Annotated in this window: 16 protein-coding genes; 3 read left to right on the forward strand and 13 right to left on the reverse strand. The window is 44.9% G+C overall.

The features are described 5' to 3' along the window. Positions 1-30 precede the first annotated feature (30 nt). Positions 31-1,395 (reverse strand): sodium-dependent transporter, encoded by a 1,365-nt coding sequence (locus tag R7Z78_RS10555; RefSeq protein ID WP_005391763.1) that lies wholly within the window; start codon positions 1,393-1,395, stop codon positions 31-33. 378 nt (positions 1,396-1,773) lie between these two features. Here R7Z78_RS10555 and R7Z78_RS10560 point away from each other — a divergent pair, with 378 nt between their 5' ends. Further along, positions 1,774-4,320: an Ig-like domain-containing protein gene (locus tag R7Z78_RS10560; protein ID WP_053304077.1), complete on the forward strand. Its 2,547-nt coding sequence runs from the start codon at positions 1,774-1,776 to the stop codon at positions 4,318-4,320. Between the two features lie 90 nt (positions 4,321-4,410). Here the strand turns inward: R7Z78_RS10560 and R7Z78_RS10565 are convergent, their stop codons facing one another. Both R7Z78_RS10565 and R7Z78_RS10570 read right to left on the reverse strand, forming a co-directional pair. Next, entirely contained in the window at positions 4,411-5,154 is a 744-nt protein-coding gene (locus tag R7Z78_RS10565) for a YggN family protein (RefSeq protein WP_005380283.1), read from the reverse strand. A gap of 61 nt (positions 5,155-5,215) precedes the next feature. Beyond that, positions 5,216-5,695: a GreA/GreB family elongation factor gene (locus tag R7Z78_RS10570; protein ID WP_005380280.1), complete on the reverse strand. Its 480-nt coding sequence runs from the start codon at positions 5,693-5,695 to the stop codon at positions 5,216-5,218. Positions 5,696-5,771: 76 nt separating this feature from the next. Here R7Z78_RS10570 and R7Z78_RS10575 point away from each other — a divergent pair, with 76 nt between their 5' ends. Further along, complete coding sequence (locus tag R7Z78_RS10575) at positions 5,772-7,697, forward strand: ATP-dependent DNA helicase RecQ (protein ID WP_005380279.1); 1,926 nt, start codon at positions 5,772-5,774, stop codon at positions 7,695-7,697. Here the strand turns inward: R7Z78_RS10575 and dinB are convergent. Then, a complete protein-coding gene (dinB, locus tag R7Z78_RS10580; RefSeq protein WP_238777554.1) occupies positions 7,694-8,722 on the reverse strand; it encodes a DNA polymerase IV in 1,029 nt (342 codons plus the stop codon). The genes R7Z78_RS10575 and dinB overlap by 4 nt on opposite strands. Positions 8,723-8,834: 112 nt before the next feature. Beyond that, entirely contained in the window at positions 8,835-9,068 is a 234-nt protein-coding gene (locus tag R7Z78_RS10585) for a DUF2789 domain-containing protein (protein ID WP_005380277.1), read from the reverse strand. A gap of 187 nt (positions 9,069-9,255) precedes the next feature. On the opposite strand from R7Z78_RS10585, the gene R7Z78_RS10590 reads away from it, so the two are divergent. Continuing rightward, positions 9,256-10,473, forward strand: coding sequence for a response regulator (locus R7Z78_RS10590; protein ID WP_104975541.1), 1,218 nt, complete (start codon positions 9,256-9,258; stop codon positions 10,471-10,473). Positions 10,474-10,631: 158 nt separating this feature from the next. On the opposite strand, the gene nqrM is transcribed toward R7Z78_RS10590, so the two are convergent. The 8 genes from nqrM to R7Z78_RS10630 all read right to left on the reverse strand — a co-directional run bounded on the left by nqrM (position 10,632) and on the right by R7Z78_RS10630 (position 17,893). Further along, on the reverse strand, positions 10,632-10,865 hold the full coding sequence (gene nqrM, locus R7Z78_RS10595) for a (Na+)-NQR maturation NqrM (protein WP_005380273.1): 234 nt from the start codon (positions 10,863-10,865) through the stop codon (positions 10,632-10,634). 22 nt (positions 10,866-10,887) lie between these two features. Next, positions 10,888-11,892: an FAD:protein FMN transferase gene (locus tag R7Z78_RS10600; protein ID WP_005380272.1), complete on the reverse strand. Its 1,005-nt coding sequence runs from the start codon at positions 11,890-11,892 to the stop codon at positions 10,888-10,890. A gap of 157 nt (positions 11,893-12,049) precedes the next feature. Continuing rightward, positions 12,050-13,273 (reverse strand): NADH:ubiquinone reductase (Na(+)-transporting) subunit F, encoded by a 1,224-nt coding sequence (gene nqrF, locus R7Z78_RS10605; RefSeq protein WP_005380271.1) that lies wholly within the window; start codon positions 13,271-13,273, stop codon positions 12,050-12,052. 33 nt (positions 13,274-13,306) lie between these two features. After that, positions 13,307-13,903, reverse strand: coding sequence for an NADH:ubiquinone reductase (Na(+)-transporting) subunit E (gene nqrE, locus R7Z78_RS10610; protein WP_005380270.1), 597 nt, complete (start codon positions 13,901-13,903; stop codon positions 13,307-13,309). Positions 13,904-13,910: 7 nt separating this feature from the next. After that, positions 13,911-14,543, reverse strand: a complete 633-nt coding sequence (locus R7Z78_RS10615; RefSeq protein WP_005380269.1) for an NADH:ubiquinone reductase (Na(+)-transporting) subunit D — start codon at positions 14,541-14,543, stop codon at positions 13,911-13,913. Continuing rightward, positions 14,543-15,313 (reverse strand): Na(+)-translocating NADH-quinone reductase subunit C, encoded by a 771-nt coding sequence (locus R7Z78_RS10620; RefSeq protein ID WP_005380267.1) that lies wholly within the window; start codon positions 15,311-15,313, stop codon positions 14,543-14,545. The genes R7Z78_RS10615 and R7Z78_RS10620 overlap by 1 nt, the downstream gene beginning before the upstream one ends. After that, positions 15,303-16,547 carry an NADH:ubiquinone reductase (Na(+)-transporting) subunit B gene (locus R7Z78_RS10625; protein WP_005380265.1) on the reverse strand — a complete coding sequence of 415 codons (1,245 nt, stop codon included), beginning with the start codon at positions 16,545-16,547 and terminating at the stop codon, positions 15,303-15,305. Before R7Z78_RS10625 ends, R7Z78_RS10620 begins: the two co-directional genes overlap by 11 nt. 5 nt (positions 16,548-16,552) lie before the next feature. After that, on the reverse strand, positions 16,553-17,893 hold the full coding sequence (locus tag R7Z78_RS10630) for a Na(+)-translocating NADH-quinone reductase subunit A (protein ID WP_005380264.1): 1,341 nt from the start codon (positions 17,891-17,893) through the stop codon (positions 16,553-16,555). Positions 17,894-17,931: the final 38 nt, after the last annotated feature.

Below are 17,931 nucleotides of genomic sequence, written 5' to 3' on the forward strand. Positions count from 1 at the left end.
CCCTTTTCTTTTATTCGATAGACGTCTCGGTTAGCCAAATGAAGCCCAGATGACTGTCGCCACAAGAATTGGACATACAAACTTCACATACGCAGGCCATAACTTACCAAACCAACCTTGCGTAAACTCCGGGCAACCTTGCTCAAGCTCTTTGATTTTTGAGTTGCGATTCCATACCCAACCACCAAATAAGCAGAATAAGAGCGCAGCGGTTGGTTGTAGATACTGAGTAGCAACCGTCGCGACCATACCAAATAGAGCACCAAAATTATAAACAATCACCACACTGAACAAAGCAATGAGACCACCTAAAACCCAGCTCGTTGCGCTGCGCTTAGTATTGAAGCGCTCACTCACTAAAGCCACTGGACACTCTAACATTGAAATGGAAGACGTTAGCGCCGCAATCGTCAACAATAAGAAGAACACAATAGAGAATAATTGACCAAGCAAACCTAAACTATCAAACATTAGTGGCAATACCGTAAACACTAACGTATCTGAGCTTAAGAGAGAGCCATCTTCTGCATAGATTTGAACGCCCTTTTGCATTGCTACAAACATCGCTGGCATCACCACTAACCCTGCAATGAAAGCAACGGCAGTATCTACCATGGTCACGTTCATCGCCATCTTTGGTAGGTTCTCTTTCTTACTCAAGTAAGAGCCATAAATCAGCATTGAACAGCCACCGATCGTAAGCGAGAAGAAGCCCTGTCCCATTGCAGCAAGAATCAACTTGCGGTCCCATACCTTTTCAAAATCCGGCACTAGGTAATGTTTCAGACCTTCCATCGCACCGTTTTGCGTCATGATGTAAGCAAATAGCAGAGCAAACAAAACAAACAATGCTGGCATCAAACGTGTGGACCACTTCTCAATACCTTGTTTTACGCCACCTTGTACGATGAGAATCGTCAGTACATAAAAAGTAATGGTTCCGAACAAGTTACGTTCAACACTAAAGCCCTTTAGCCATTGAGTTGCAGCTTCTAACCCCATTAGATCTGTGATTGCACCCAGTAAAAAGCAGATCAACCAACCACCAACAATTGAATAAAACGCTAAGACAGCGCTTGGTACGCTTAAACCAATCCAACCCACAATGCCGCCGAGCTTTTTACCGGCAGGGTTATCTGTGATTGCACGCATACTGTCTACAGGGTTGGCTTGACCATGGCGACCAATCGCCATTTCAACCACCAGCATCGGAAATGCGACGATAAGAATCATCACCAAATAAACTAACAGGAAAGCACCGCCACCATTACTGGCTGCTTGAGTTGGGAAGCCCCAAATATTGCCAAGGCCAACTGCGGCACCTGCGGCAGCTAAGATGAACCCGAGACGAGAGCCAAAATGCTCGCGAGGCTGAGAAGAGGTTTGCTGTGTCATACTACTCACACAAAAATATCATTGAACTAGCTAACTAGTACACTATAGCAATATTCACTATTCAACAAGAGCACCTCGGTTAAATCCTCGACAGTTGAAACAATTTGTAGTCATTCAGCTTGTAAATTTTAACGTACATCTCATATTCATCGCTCAAAAGCCTCGCGACTGTTGTTCGTTTTACGTGGCTGAATTTTACCAATCCTTCTGCCGTGAAGTGAGCCGAAAAATAATGAGCTCTGGTGTAAGGGACGAACTGTTCCTCGTGATACTGTGTCGAAAAGCAGAATATTGTGCTTCGCTTTTTCCCCCTAATGTCTATTTATCAGCTAGTTATTACTCTGTTCTCATTTATACCCATGATTCAAGGAGAGGAAAATGAAGGTCACCCTACTTCACGGAGCGATGGTTGTAGCACTCAGCGCCAGCTACCAAGCTCAAGCCTATAACTGTCAAAGTTTACCCGACTGGGACAGCACTGCGACTTATACATCGGGCGCTTTAGTAAAAACGCAAGGAGCCGCTTATGAGGCTGCATATTGGACGCAAGGCAATGATCCCGTGACCAACTCAGGATCTTGGGAAGCATGGAAAGCGTTAGGGCAATGTGATGGTGGAAGCAACAATTTATCACCAACGGTGTCGTTCTCCTCTCCAATAAACAACGCACAAATTCCCGAAGGCAGTGCGATCACTTTGTTAGCCAACGCAACTGACGAAGATGGCCAAATCACACAAATTGAGTTTGTTGCAGGCAACCAAACCGTTGCTGTGGTAACTCAAGCACCATTCGAAGCTTCTTGGACCGCTATTGAAGGGATCTCGCAATTGACCGCAATTGCGACAGATAATGAGGGAGCTGTTAGCACCACGACGATTTCTATCCAAGTTCAACCACAAGTCGAATTACCGCCACCAAGCATTTCATTGACAAGCCCAGTAGGCACAGAAGTGCTTAATGTAGGCGATAACCTAACCGTAGCCGCTCAAGCTGACGATATTGATGGTGTGGTCACACAAGTTGAGTTCTTCGTAAACAATCAATCTGTCGCCATTGATACTAGCGCACCTTACGAATATCAATGGACCGCTAGTCCAGGTACATACTCGTTCAAAGCACAAGCGACTGATGATACAAACCTCGCAACGATGAGCCAAGAAGTAGCGCTGGTTATCAGTAATTCAGAAACCGGAACGGGCGGATGTGCAGATGCAGTACCTTATGTGGCAGGCACAAGTTATCAAGCTGGCGACCTGATTTCTCACTTCAACCAAAAATATCGTTGTGATGTTGCTGGTTGGTGCTCCTCGGATGCGACATGGGCTTACGAGCCTGGTGAAGGGCTATACTGGCAAGATGCTTGGAGTGGCCTAGGTGCTTGTTCGACACCACCGCAAGTTACCATTACGGCACCAACGGATGGACAAGTCGTGCTCGCTGGCAGCAATAACGAAATCACGGCAAACGCAAGCGATGCTGATGGCACAGTCACGCAAGTTGAGTTTTTTGCGAACAACACCAGCTTAGGGGTCACCACTCAAGCGCCATATTCCGTTACTTGGAACGCCACACTTATTGGCGCTAACCAGCTTAAAGCCGTCGCAACCGATAATGATAACAACACGTCAGAGTCCCTGGTTGGTGTGGAAGTCAGCGATAAAGATTTGGTCGTCTCTCTGACTTCACCAAGCAGCGGTCAAACCGTCGGATTAGGCAAAAGTCTCGCATTAAGCGCCGATGCAACGTCTTTAACTTCAGGCATTAAACACGTTGATTTCATGATCAACGGCTCTATTGTTGCAACCGATACCACAGCACCTTACACAGCCAACTGGACACCAACTGCACTTGGTAACTTTACAGTTAGCGCCCAAGCTGTGGATTTGTCAGGAAGCAATGCACTGTCTGACGCCGCAGCAATAACGGTGGTTGAGCAAGTAGAGAAACGCCATAAACTCATCGGTTACTGGCACAATTTTGTAAATGGTGCGGGCTGTCCAATTCGTCTAGCAGATATGGCAGATGCTTGGGATGTGATTGATATTGCCTTTGCTGAAAATGATCGCAACAGTGATGGCACTGTGCACTTTAATCTATATTCAGGCGATATTTACAGCGATTGTCCAGCACTCGATCCAACACAATTCAAGCAGGACATGGCAGCGCTTCAAGCTAAAGGTAAGAAGTTTGTTCTCTCTCTTGGCGGCGCAGAAGGCACGATTACGCTGAATACCGACCAAGATGAAGCCAACTTTGTCTCTAGCCTAACAGGTCTTATCGCTGAGTGGGGCTTTGATGGTCTAGATGTGGATTTAGAGAGTGGTTCTAACTTAGTTCATGGCTCGCAAATTCAAGCTCGCCTTGGTCGTGCTTTGCTTCAAATAGAGCAAAACATGGGTGGAGATATGTACCTAACCATGGCGCCTGAGCACCCTTATGTTCAAGGCGGCTATGTGGCTTACAGCGGTATTTGGGGAGCTTACATTCCTGTGATAAACGAGACACGCAGCACGCTCGACTTGCTTCACGTCCAGTTATATAACAACGGCGGTTTGCCAAACCCATACCTGCCAGGCAGTGCACCAGAAGGCTCTGTGGATATGATGGTAGCGCAATCTAAAATGCTTATCGAAGGTTTTGAGTTGGCCGACGGCACTCAATTTGCACCATTGCGCGATGATCAAGTCGCAATCGGTTTACCTTCAGGTCCTAGCTCGGCAAATTCAGGGCAGGCTCCAACACAGAATATTATCAACGCACTAGATTGTTTAACCAAAGGCACTTCATGTGGCACCGTAAAACCAGCGTACCATTACCCGAATTATGCAGGAGTAATGACATGGTCTATCAACTGGGATCAGCATGATGGCTTTAACTTCTCAAAACCTGTCGGCGATAAACTCACCGAGATGAATGCGCAATAAGCTATCAAAGAATAAGCGAGTAAAACGCAAAGAGAGCACAATAGTGCTCTCTTTCTTTATCTCATCGAGTTTTTGCTTTTTAATGAGTAATTAAATCGTAAATACTCGGTAATCTTTTAGCTCAGGGATTTTCTTCAACAGATCGTTTTCTTGCCCTGCCATGTCATCCAGCGAATCGCACAAGTCTTCTGCTTGTTGTTCTACCTCTTTTGAATGCTCGGCTAAACGCTCTTCTACTTTCGCGCTGAGTTCAGCCATACTCTCTGATAATGCAGTGAGGTTTATCCCTCCCTCTTCCTTCATTTTTTTCGATAAAGCATCCAACGAACTGGCTAAAAACTCTTTATTGAAGATCTCTTGTGCTTTTGCAAAGTCTTCAGTCCACCCTTGTGTCATAGACTCAAAACTCTCCGCAGGCAGGATGAAATCACCATCTTTGTAGTAACGTGATTCAACATCAGCGAAAAAGTCCTTTACTGCGACTTTTACATTATCAAACGCACCAGGTGCATCGAGGCTTTCCGCAACATCATCAATAATATCATTCGCAAGCGCTAAACCATCACTCGCCAATTGCTTTGCTTGTGGAATATACGCGTTCATTTTTTCGCGATAGTCTTCAATTGCCGCTTTTTGGTCGGCATTGAGTTCAATTAGCTCACCTTTGATGAAGAGGTTGTTATCCTCATCCACGACAGCTTTATCACCTGTCGTTTGGCGAATTTCCAAGCTTTGCCCATCCATACGGACTTCATTATTGATGTCCACACGACACTGCGCTGCATAACCAGTAGCACTGACCATCAGCAATGAGAGTGTAAAAAGCTTTTTCATGTCATTCTCTTTTATTTAACATTACTCGTGTTAAACATAACACTGAGTGATACATGAGATGTCAGCAAATCGTCACGACTTCGTAACAAGTTGTTTTATCTCCTATTTTCACGTCAACCTCATCACCCTCTTCTTTCCCGAACAACGCTCGACCCAGAGGAGATTTGGCTGTTAAGACAAAGACTTCCAGAGTCTGATATTGAACAGTCAAACCACCAGAGCAAGGGCCTACAAAGAAGTGCTTTTCGATCAAATTCTCATCTGCGAGAACAACGTAAGCACCAACACCAACAGGCGCATTCTTAAAGTTACGAGTCACTAAAGAACGATATTGACGCAACTCCTCTTCACTATCTTGAATTCGCATGGCTTGTCCATGAGCAAGATACGCGGCTTCAAGTGCCAATGTATCGTACTTGTGCTCGGGAACAGTTTCTTCATCTGTGGCGGCATCGATAGCTCGCTGAGCCGATGAATGGGCAACTTGAAGTTTTTCTTCCAGATGTTGGATGATAATTTGGACTAAGTCAGCTTTGTTCATACTTTTAGGACGCGCGTTTAGTATTCGGGGTGTGTTAATGTAGCCAAGTTTACCATCAAAGAAAGGTTTCCCTATTATGCAAAGTGACTCGCTGCATCAAACACTTCAATCTGTATTTGGTTTTGACTCATTACGCCAAGGTCAGCAACCCGTTATTGAAGCCGTTATGAATGGTTACTCTGCTGCGGCAATCTTTCCTACAGGCTCGGGGAAGTCACTCTGTTATCAACTACCTGCAACCATATTACCCAACCTTACGTTGGTGATCTCTCCGTTGTTGGCGTTAATGAAGGATCAACTGAGCTTTTTACAAAGTAAAGGAATCGCGGCCGCTTCTATCGATAGCAGTCAAAGTAGAGAAGAAGCACAACAGGTCATGGCTGGCGTGAAGAATGGACAAATCAAAATCTTGATGATTTCTGTTGAGCGACTAAAAAATGAGCGTTTTCGTGAATTCATTCGCCAAGTACCGATTTCTTTGATGGTCATTGATGAAGCGCACTGTATTTCCGAATGGGGGCATAACTTTCGTCCAGATTATCTCAAACTACCGCAATATCAACGTGAACTGAACATCCCACAGTCTTTACTTCTCACCGCAACGGCAACGCCTGCAGTTATTGAAGACATGCAAAAAAAGTTCGATATTTCCAGTGAACATATTACCGTTACAGGCTTCTACCGCTCTAATCTGGATATCTCGGTGATCCCGTGTGAGGAAACAAAGAAACAAGAACAGCTAAGTGAGATCATCGCCTCTTCACCTAAGCTTCCGACCATCGTATACGTGACGCAGCAGCAAACAGCAGAACGAGTAGCAAAGTCATTAATCCATATTGGCATTAACGCTCACGCATACCACGCTGGCATGAAAAGCGACGTTCGTGAACAAATCCAACAGCAGTTCATGGATGGCCAAATTGACTGTATTGTTGCAACGATTGCATTTGGTATGGGGGTCGATAAATCTGATATTCGACGCGTCATTCACTTCGACTTACCCAAATCAATCGAGAACTACGCACAAGAGATTGGACGTGCAGGCAGGGACGGGCAACGCTCGGAGTGCATTCTGCTAGGCAATACGTCCGGCTTAACGGTGTTGGAGAATTTTGTCTATGGTGACACACCAGAATTTACGTCAATTAACTATGTAGTCGAGCAAGCGAAAGAACATGCTCCACAATGGGAGGTAGTGCCACTGCGTTTGTCGCGTGAAAGTAATATCCGCCAATTGCCACTCAAAACCTTGTTGGTTTATTTGGAGCTACATAACGTCATTGAAGCAAAGTACAGTTACTTTGCGGAATATCGGTTTAAGTTTTTGCACGATCAGCAATTTATTGTGAATCAATTTCAAGGCGAGCGACGTCAATTTGTGGAGGCTATTTTTTCCTGCTCACAAAAAGCCAAAGTGTGGTGCCAAGTTGATCTAGAAGCGCTATGGATGAACTATCAATCGGAACGCAGCCGAGTTGTCGCAGCGCTCGACTATTTTCACCAGAACGGCTGGATAGAACTAGAGAGCAAACAACTGACGGACGTGTACTCAGTTATGCCAACCAAACAGAGCTCGGATGTTTTAATCCAACAACTGTATGAACTGTTCCAATCCAAAGAAAGCAAAGATATCGAAAGAATCCACACCATGCTGCACTTGTTCCAGTCCGAGCACTGTTTGAGCTCACAATTGGCGAACTACTTTGCGGATCACGATGCACCAAAGCAATGTGGTCACTGCTCCGTGTGTCGTGGTCACGTCGCCACATTCACAGCACCAGAACCTGAAGATATTGAACAATCTCAAGTATCGATATGGGCGCGGGAGTTTATTCAGCTTTCCCCATCGGCCATCAGTAATGATGCCGTTGCTCGCTTCTTGTGCGGAATCAGCACTCCTTTGATTAGCCAGCTAAAAGCCTCAAAGCTAGCAGGTTATGGTGCAATGGCAAATGTAAGTTTTGAGCAGGTATTAACGCAGGTAGAAACGGTAAGGGCCTAAAAAAAGCTCAATTGACGCGCTTGGTCTTCGGGCTTGAGCATCACGTTCAAGCCTAAAAGGCGAATTTCCCGTCCATTTTGGCGTTTAAGAATATCTCTTAGCAAGATCTTGAAGTCCTCAAGCTCTAATTGCGGATGGATGTGCTCAATTGTTGTCAGTTGAAAGTCGGCAAATTTGACTTTAATACCTTGTTTAATAATCGACTTATCTGGGCTTGCACGCTCTAAACGTTTCTCGAGTTCAGGATAAAGTTTCTCCTCAATCACTTGCCAACATTCATCATAGGTTGCGATGTTCTGGCTGAATGTCCTTTCCACACCGACGGACTTTCTCTCGCGCTCAACAACGACTTCTCGATTATCAATTCCATGGCTTCGCTGCCATAAGGAGGCACCCTGACGACCAAACTGCCTCAACAACTCTCGATAGTCACTGTTTTTAATGTCCTCACATCGATAAAAACCGGCTTGGTGGAGCTTCTCAAGACTCACCTTCCCCACACCAGGAATGTTCTCTAGCGGAAGACTATCGATAACCTCTTGGACTTTCTCTGGCGGAATCACAAACTGACCGTTGGGCTTGTTCATGTCTGACGCGACCTTGGCAAGAAACTTTATCGGAGCAATGCCCGCCGATGCCGTCAACCCAAGTTCACTCCAGATATCGCGGCGAATTGACTCTGCGATCAACGTAGCGGAGCCACGGCAAGCTGTCGAGTCCGTGACATCGAGGTATGCTTCATCCAATGAGAGAGGTTCAATGGTAGGCGTATAACGCTCAAAAATAGCACGAATCTGCTGAGAGACTTGCTTATATACATGCATTCTACCGGGCACAACCAACAAATGAGGACAGAGTTGCAGCGCGCGCGCCGTTGACATTGCACTGCGAACACCATATTTACGCGCATCATAATTACAGGTGCTAATCACTCCACGCTGCTTTTCATGTCCGCCAACAGCGAGTGCAATGCCACGGTAACTGGGGTTATCTCTCATCTCTACGGCAGCATAAAAACAATCCATATCGACATGAATAATTTTTCTAATTCGATCTGACATAGCCATCAAAGCACTGTTCAAAAAAACAGTATAAATCAAATCTACCTGAAGAGAAATGGGCGTGTTTAAGCGAACGTCAATCTCGAAGCATTACGTCCAATTGATCGACTAATTCGGCCCAATCTGCATCTTCTTCGATGGCTTGTTTTAGAAAGTTCGCCTGTGACATCGTCCAAAAGCTAGCTTCATGTAAAGGCGCAGAATCTCTTTTGTGTCGATGTTGATTAATAAAATCTTTCATTTCTTGAGGAGAGCTACCGAGGCCCAGTTGTTGAAATAGCTCAGCCATACCATGTTGATGCATTTCCATACTACTTTCTCCCTACGTTAGCTAAACATAATTATATAACTAAGACAGGAATAATGATGTGATGTTAACGGATGCGTGTCAAACATTTGAGTAGTTGTTCTACTTTTGGTTGACATGTGTTTTTTGATGGCGATAAGTTTAATTTTAGTTATCATTGATTTTAAACAATTAATTTTGGGGACTGCGCTTGAGTAATAAGATTCTGGTTGTTGAAGATAGTCGTGCATTTAAAAACTTTCTTTGCCAAACAATAAGCCAAGCTGGTTATGAGGTCATCGCAGCGGAAAGCTACGCGGAGGCAAAGAACTTGTTATCTTCAGCACAGGACCTCTTCTGTGCGGTTTTAGACTATTGTTTACCGGATGCTCAAGATGGCGAGATTATTGACCTCGTTTTGGAACATGGTCATCGTGTCATTGTTTTAACGGCTCGATTTCAAGAAGACACTCGCGAAAAGATGCTTGCAAAAGGTGTCCTCGACTATATTTTGAAAGACAGCATGGCGTCCGTTTCCTATCTATTACCACTCCTCAAGCGACTAACCAACAATCAACAACACAAATGTTTAGTCGTTGATGATTCACGCACCGTAAGAAGACACATTGCCCAACTTTTGGAGCATCAATATATTCAGACGTTGGAAGCTGACAATGGGCAAAAAGCCCTAGAGCTTGTCGAGCAAAATCCAGATATCACTCTCGTTTTAACCGACCATGATATGCCCGTTAAAGATGGCATTACTATGGTGCGTGAATTACGTCGGAAGTGGGATAAAAATCAATTAGCCATTCTCGGCTTGTCGGGTAGTAACTCTAAGACCATGACGGCTAGGTTTCTAAAAGCAGGGGCCAATGACTTTTTATACAAGCCATTTAATCAAGAAGAATTTTTTTGCCGTATTCACCAACTGTTAGATATCAAAGACGCAACATCTGAACTGTTTAAAATGGCAAATCAAGATGCGCTAACGGGCTTATGGAACCGCCGCTTTCTGTTTGAGCAACCCCATGTAGAAAACGCTCAAAGAAACATCGCGATGCTTGATATCGATTTCTTTAAGCAAGTAAATGATACACACGGACATGAGGGCGGCGATGCAGTGTTAGTCATGATAGCGAATATTCTAAAAATCTATTTTCCAAATGATATTGTCGCTAGGCTTGGTGGCGAGGAGTTTTGTATTCAAGCCAGTGGCGACTATGACGGCTTTCTAACACGCTTAGAACAAATGAGACAGCGCATAGAAAAAACGCCAATAACTTATTTGGACAAAAACATTCTTGTGACCGCGAGTATTGGTGTAAGCAACATCGAGGGGGAGCTGGAACAACAAATAAAAGTGGCGGATGAGCGACTTTACATGGCCAAAGAGAACGGACGTAACCAAATCATTTCTTCGTCCTAATGACTATCAGTGTGGTCTTGCTCTGTAACATGAGAGAAAGAAACAACAAAACACGGTATTGGGCTCTTTCTCGGACATCTGAGCTTTGGTTAGCTGCCTAAAAATAAAGCTCAGCAGAACGCTGAGCTTTATCACTTTCTTAGTACGATTAACCAATACTAAGCAATTCTATCTTTTTCCCACGCCGCCAATTTCTCAGCACGCGCAGCCTCGCGCGCTTCACGTTTTTTACGCGCATCGCAGGGTTCTGGACAATTACACACTTTTTCGATGCCAACTGCCCCTAAGCCACCACAGCTACCTTTCACGACTTTCTTTTGGAAAATGTATCCGACAGCCATTGCAGTGATTACCGCGACAAACACAGCAAAGGTAATTAGAAATGTATTCATAAAAACATGCTCACTTCTGTTGTTATTTCTTCATGAATGGCTTGTATGCTTCCGAAGCCAACTCTTTAAAACCATCTTCCGTTTTCACAATCATGAAAACAGGAATATTATTTTCGTTCGCAATTGCCATGCCTTTGTCTTCACCTAGCACCATAAGACCAGTTGCAAGACCATCAGCAGTCATCGACGATTTATCTAATACCGTTACAGACACCACTTTATGATGAATTGGTTTGCCTGTTCGTGGATTAATAATATGAGAGTATCTCACACCATTACTCTCAAAGTAATTACGATAGTCACCACTTGTTGCAATTGCCATGTCGCCTGGTTCAATAATTTCTTGAATTGAACGTTCATCAACGGTCGGTTTTTCAATTGCGATACGCCAAGGCACACCTTCACGATTGACACCTTTGAGACGCATTTCACCGCCAACTTCGACCATAAAGTTCTGTACCCCTTCAGATTGAAGGTAGTCAGCAACCACGTCAACCCCCCAACCTTTCGCAATCGTCGATAGGTCGACGTACAAGTTAGGAAGGTCTTTGGACAGTGTATTACCATCAACAGATAGGTGGTGAATACCGGTATTTGCTTTGCGAGCAGCGAGTTCTTCATCGGTTGGAACTACATCTGGACGAGCTTCTGGACCAAACCCCCACAGGTTAACTAGAGGGCCGACCGTCACATCCAATGCACCTAAAGTAAGACCGTTAAGGCGAATTGCTTCTTTCACTACCGTTGCAGTTTGTGTCGAAACTGTAAATGGCTCGCTCGTTTGATGCTGATTAAAACGACTTAACTCTGAGTCGTCACGATAGGTCGACATTTGGTCATTAACCTCTTCCAATAAGCGATCAATTTCTGTCTGCATCGCTTTTGGCGTTGGAATACCATCTTGCTCGATATACTTGATGTTGTAAGAAGTCCCCATGGTAGGGCCACTTAAATGAATTTGATCGGCAGGCTGCTCACAGCCAGCCAAAATCAATAGAGAAGCAAATGCAACAAGCCACTTTTTCACTTGTTAACTCCCAATGTTGTTGAATTGATATGGGAAATAGGATCAATCCTTTCAATCCGATTACCTATATCAACTGTTGAGTATCAGTTTTATGTCTATAAAAAATAATGGCTAGCTCTCTTGGAGAGCTAGCCATAGATTCAATCACTTGGAGGAATTAACCACCGAAGTCATCTAGTAGGATGTTTTCATCCTCTACACCTAGATCTTTTAGCATGCCGATTACAGCAGCGTTCATCATAGGTGGACCACACATGTAGTATTCACAGTCTTCTGGCGCTTCGTGATCACGTAGGTAGTTCTCGTAAAGAACGTTGTGAATAAAGCCAGTGTAACCATCCCAGTTATCTTCTGGAAGTGGATCAGACAGTGCACAGTGCCATACGAAGTTGTCATTCTCAGCTTGTAGCATATCGAAGTCTTCTACGTAGAACATTTCACGCTTAGAACGTGCGCCGTACCAGAAAGACATCTTACGCTTAGAGTGCAGACGCTTAAGTTGGTCGAAGATGTGTGAGCGCATTGGAGCCATACCAGCACCACCACCAACGAATACCATTTCTGCATCTGTATCTTTCGCAAAGAACTCACCAAATGGACCAGAAATAGTACACTTGTCGCCTTCTTTTAGAGACCAGATGTACGAAGACATGATGCCTGGTGGTACGTCTGGGTTGTTCGGCGGCGGAGTTGCGATACGAACGTTAAGCATGATGATACCGTGCTCTTCTGGGTAGTTAGCCATAGAGTATGCACGAATGGTCTCTTCATTAACTTTAGACTCGTAACGGAAAAGGTTGAACTTCTCCCAGTCTTCACGGTATTCCTCAGGAATATCGTAGTCTGCGTATTTCACGTGGTGAGCAGGAGCTTCAATCTGGATGTAACCACCAGCACGGAAAGGTACTGATTCGCCATCTGGAATTTGCAGCTTAAGCTCTTTGATGAATGTCGCTTTGTTATCGTTAGAGATAACAGTACATTCCCACTTCTTAACGCCGAAGATTTCTTCAGGAAGCTCGATATCCATGTCAGTTTTCATTGCAACCTGACACGCTAGACGCTCACCTTCACGCGCTTCACCTTTAGTAATATGGTCAAGCTCGGTTGGTAGGATGTCGCCACCACCTGATTTAACTTTTACGCGACACTGACCACATGAGCCACCGCCACCACAAGCAGAAGATACGAATACGCCAGCACCTGCTAGAGCACTCAGTAGCTTACCACCTGGTTGTGTAACGATCGCCAGAGAAGGGTCATCGTTCACAGAAATTGTAATGTCACCTGTTGGTACAAGCTTAGACTTAGCGAAAAGAATCACTAGTACTAGTGCTAGTACGATCAGAGTAAACATCACTACACCAAGAATAATGTCCATTGACTATTCCTTAATTGTTGCGGTTTACCCGACTTACAGTTGAACACCAGAGAAAGACATAAAGCCTAACGCCATAAGACCTACAGTGATAAATGTGATACCAAGACCACGTAGACCTGGAGGTACGTCAGAGTACTTCATCTTCTCACGGATACCTGCAAGAGCAACGATTGCTAGCATCCAGCCCACACCAGAGCCGAAACCGTAAACGATCGATTCAGCAAAGTTGTAGTCACGTTGTACCATGAAAGATACACCACCGAAGATTGCACAGTTTACTGTGATCAGCGGTAGGAAGATGCCTAGCGCGTTGTACAAAGGTGGGAAGAAACGGTCTAGGACCATCTCTAGAATCTGTACAAGTGCTGCAATTACACCGATAAAGGTGATGAAGTTTAGGAAGCTAAGGTCCACGCCCTCAACTAACGCGTTCTCTCTCAGAACTAGGTTGTATACCAGGTTGTTCACAGGAACAGCGATAGTCAGAACTACCACAACTGCAACACCTAGGCCGAAAGAGGTCTTAACCTTCTTAGATACGGCAAGGAAAGTACACATACCTAGGAAGAAAGACAGAGCCATGTTTTCGATGAAAATCGATTTAACTAACAGACTAATGTAATGTTCCATGACGTCCTTACTCCTTCGCTTCTACTTGTTCTGGTTTCAGAATACGGATTACCCAGATAAGGAAGCCGATTAGGAAGAATGCTGATGGTGCTAGTAGCATTAGGCCGTTAGGCTGGTACCAACCACCGTTGCTCACTAGAGGTAGAACTTCTAGACCAAATAGTTTGCCTGAGCCAAATAGCTCACGGAAGAAACCTACAGTGATAAGAACGAAGCCGTAACCTAGACCGTTACCAATACCGTCAATAAGAGATGGTACTGGCGCAGACTTCATTGCGAATGCTTCAGCACGACCCATTACGATACAGTTAGTGATAATCAGACCAACGAATACAGATAGCTGTTTAGAGATATCGTATAGGTAAGCTTTTAGCACTTGGTCTACCACGATTACTAACGATGCGATGATTGCCATCTGAACGATGATACGCACACTGTTAGGAATGTGGTTACGGATCAATGAAACAGAGAAGTTAGACAACGCAGTTACAAATGTTACCGCTAGTGTCATTACAAAAGCTGTTTCTAGTTTAGTTGTTACTGCAAGAGCAGAACATACACCAAGAACTTGTAGCGCGATTGGGTTGTTATCCAACACTGGCGCTAGGATGCTCTTTTTAACGTTTTGTGCACTAGACATTAGTTAAGTTCTCCGTCACGAACTTTTGCTAGGAAAGGACCAAAGCCCATATCACCTAACCAGAAGTCAAATGTGTGTTGAACACCATTACTAGTGAGCGTCGCTCCTGATAGGCCATCAACACCGTGCTCAGAACCTTGCGGTGCGCCGCCTTTCACGACCTTAATCGCTGGCTGGTGATCTTCATTGTACAATTTCTTGCCAATGAATTGATCGCGCCATGAAGGGTTCTCTACTTCACCACCAAGTCCAGGAGTTTCACCTTGCTCGTAGTAAGTAATAGCAGACACAGTGTTACCATCAGTTTCAACGGCTACAAAGGCATACATCATCGACCATAGTCCTTTACCGTGCATAGGCAGGATAACTTTTTGGACTTCATCTTGATCTTTTACAAGGTACACCACTGCTGTATTCGCGCGACGACGGATATCAGCTACGTCTTCTTCTGGTGTCAATGCGATTGAACGTTCTGCATCTTTTGATGCTTCACGTTGATCGTACGTAGATGCATTACCCTCAGTAAAGTTACCTGTTTCAAGGTCTACTAGACGAGGTTCGATGTACTCAGCAAATAGCTCTGGTACTTTCTTACCGTTTGCGTCAATGCCTGCAACTTCAACGATCTTTGATTGCTTATCTAGGACAGCGTTAGCTTTTTGCTTATCACGCAGACCTACTGCTGCTGTTGATACGATGATTGAACAAACAAGGCTCAACCCGATAACAACACCCAGCGTCTTTTTAATGCTGTCGTTATTACTTGCCATAGCGTGCTAGTCTCCGCTTGATGTTCTTCTCAATCACTACATGGTCGAACAGAGGTGCGAATAGGTTCGCGAATAGAATCGCCAGCATCATACCTTCTGGGTACGCTGGGTTAACTACACGGATCATCACACACATTGCACCAATCAGGATGCCGTACCACCATTTACCTTTGCTAGTAAATGACGCTGATACTGGGTCCGTTGCCATGAAGAACATACCGAATGCAAAACCACCTAGAACTAGGTGCCAGTGCCATGGCATATTAAACATTGGATTAGTGTCAGAACCGATCACGTTAAACAGAGTCGATACTGCGATCATACCGATCATCACACCCGCAATGATGCGCCATGAAGCGATTCGCATGTAAACGATCATCGCTGCACCGATCATTAGAGCTAGAGTCGATACTTCACCAATAGAGCCAGGGATGTTACCGATGAACGCGTCCATCCAAGTGATAGGAGCGCCAGTTACTGTGTTAACTAGAGCACCGTTACCACCTTGAGCCCATTGGCTAAGAGCAGTTGCACCAGAGAAGCCGTCAGCTGCAGTCCATACTACGTCACCCGAAATTTGTGCTGGGTAAGCGAAGAATAGAAATGCACGACCTGCAAGTGCAGGGTTAAGGAAGTTACGACCTGTACCACCGAAGATCTCTTTTGCTACAACAACACCAAATGTGATACCTAGTGCCGCTTGCCATAGAGGTAGCGTTGGTGGAACGATAAGTGCGAATAAGATAGAAGTTACAAAGAAACCTTCGTTAACTTCGTGTTTACGCACCATACAGAACAACACTTCCCAGAAGCCACCAACAATAAATACTGTTGCGTAGATTGGCAGGAAGTAAGTCGCACCTAGTAGCATCTTACTGCCAACACCCGCTTCCGCACCGATAGTGCCGCCAAGCATTTCTGTTAGCCAGTAGTGCCAGTTACCTGCGATAACTGTCGCTAGTTGGTCACCAGCGTACATGTGGTTAAGTGCTGCAATAGCTTGGCCACCTGCGTTGTACATACCCCAGAACATTGCTGGGAATACCGCAAACCAAACCATGATCATGATACGTTTTAGGTCAACGCTATCACGAACGTGCGAGCTTTTATTTGTTACGATACCTGGGGTGTAAAAAACTGTTGCTACAGCTTCGTACAGGGCAAACCATTTTTCGTGTTTGCCACCAGGCTCAAAATGATGCTCGATGTCTTCAAGAAACTTTTTAAGAGCCATGAAAATTACCCTTCCTTCTCGATAGTATCTAGGCATTCACGAAGTAACGTACCGTACTCGTACTTACCTGGACATACAAAGGTACACAATGCTAGATCTTCTTCATCCAGTTCAAGCGCACCCAGTGCTTGAGCACTGTCTGTGTCGCCGGCACATAGATCACGAAGCAGCAAAGTAGGCTCCATATCTAGAGGCATTACGCGTTCGTAGTTGCCAATTGGAACCATTGAACGATCACTACCATTGGTCGTCGTTGTCATATTGAACAACTGACCTTTGAATACGTGACCAAGGAAAGAGCGAGTTACCGAGAACTTATTCTTACCAGGCATTGCCCAGCCAAATAGTTCTTTTTCACGGCCTTCACGTAATACAGAAACCTGTTGATGGTAACGGCCAAGGTATGCGTGTGGACCAGTTGCATGTGTACCTGTTAGTACTGAACCAGAGATCACACGAACTTCGCCAGGCATCAGCTCGTTATCTGTTAGGTCATCTAAGCTTGCACCCATTACGGTACGAACTAGACGAGGGTTATTCACAACTGGGCCAGCTAGAGACACAACACGATCTGTGCATAGCTCACCAGTTAGGAACAGCTTACCGAACGCGATAACGTCTTGGTAGTTGATGCTCCATGCCACATTCTCTGCATTTACTGGGTATAGGAAATGCATGTGGGTGCCAGCAAGACCTGCTGGGTGAGGGCCATCGAAGACGTGTTCTTCTACGTTAGACTGTGAAGAGCGTGGCAAGCTAGTGCCAGATTTACATACGTAAACCTTGCCTTCTGTCAGGGCTGAAAGAATGTCTAGACCAGCAATGAATGCTTCTTGTTGCTCATTAATGATCAACTCAGGCTTAGCTGCTAGTGGATTAGTATCCATTGCAGTTACGAAAATAGCCTTAGTAGAAGACTCGATTGCAGGAACCTTGCTAAACGGACGAGTACGTAAAGCGGTCCATAAGCCAGAGTCAACCAACTGAGTCTTGATCACTTCACGATCTAGACCTGAAAGTTGAGCGGCTTCGAACTTATCAAATGTCACCTGCTCTTCACCTGCCACTTCAATCACTACAGATTGAAGGACACGTTTAGCGCCACGGTTAACTTCGATCACTTTACCGGCTGCTGGTGCAGTAAATTTCACGCCTGGGTTCTTTTTATCTTCAAAAAGAACTTGCGCTTTTTTCACTTCATCACCAACGCGGACATGCATGGTAGGTCGCATGCCAACGTACTCTTCGCCAAGCAAGGCGACTTTTTTGATGGTCTTACCATCATTAATCACCTGGGATGGAGTTCCTGCGATAGGAAGATCCAAGCCCTTCTTTATTGTAATCATACGCACTTGCACTACTTTTATCGGGAAAAAGATTCTTT

The sequence above is a fragment of the Vibrio sp. 1167 genome, from assembly GCF_033340375.1.
GTDB lineage: Bacteria > Pseudomonadota > Gammaproteobacteria > Enterobacterales > Vibrionaceae > Vibrio > Vibrio alginolyticus.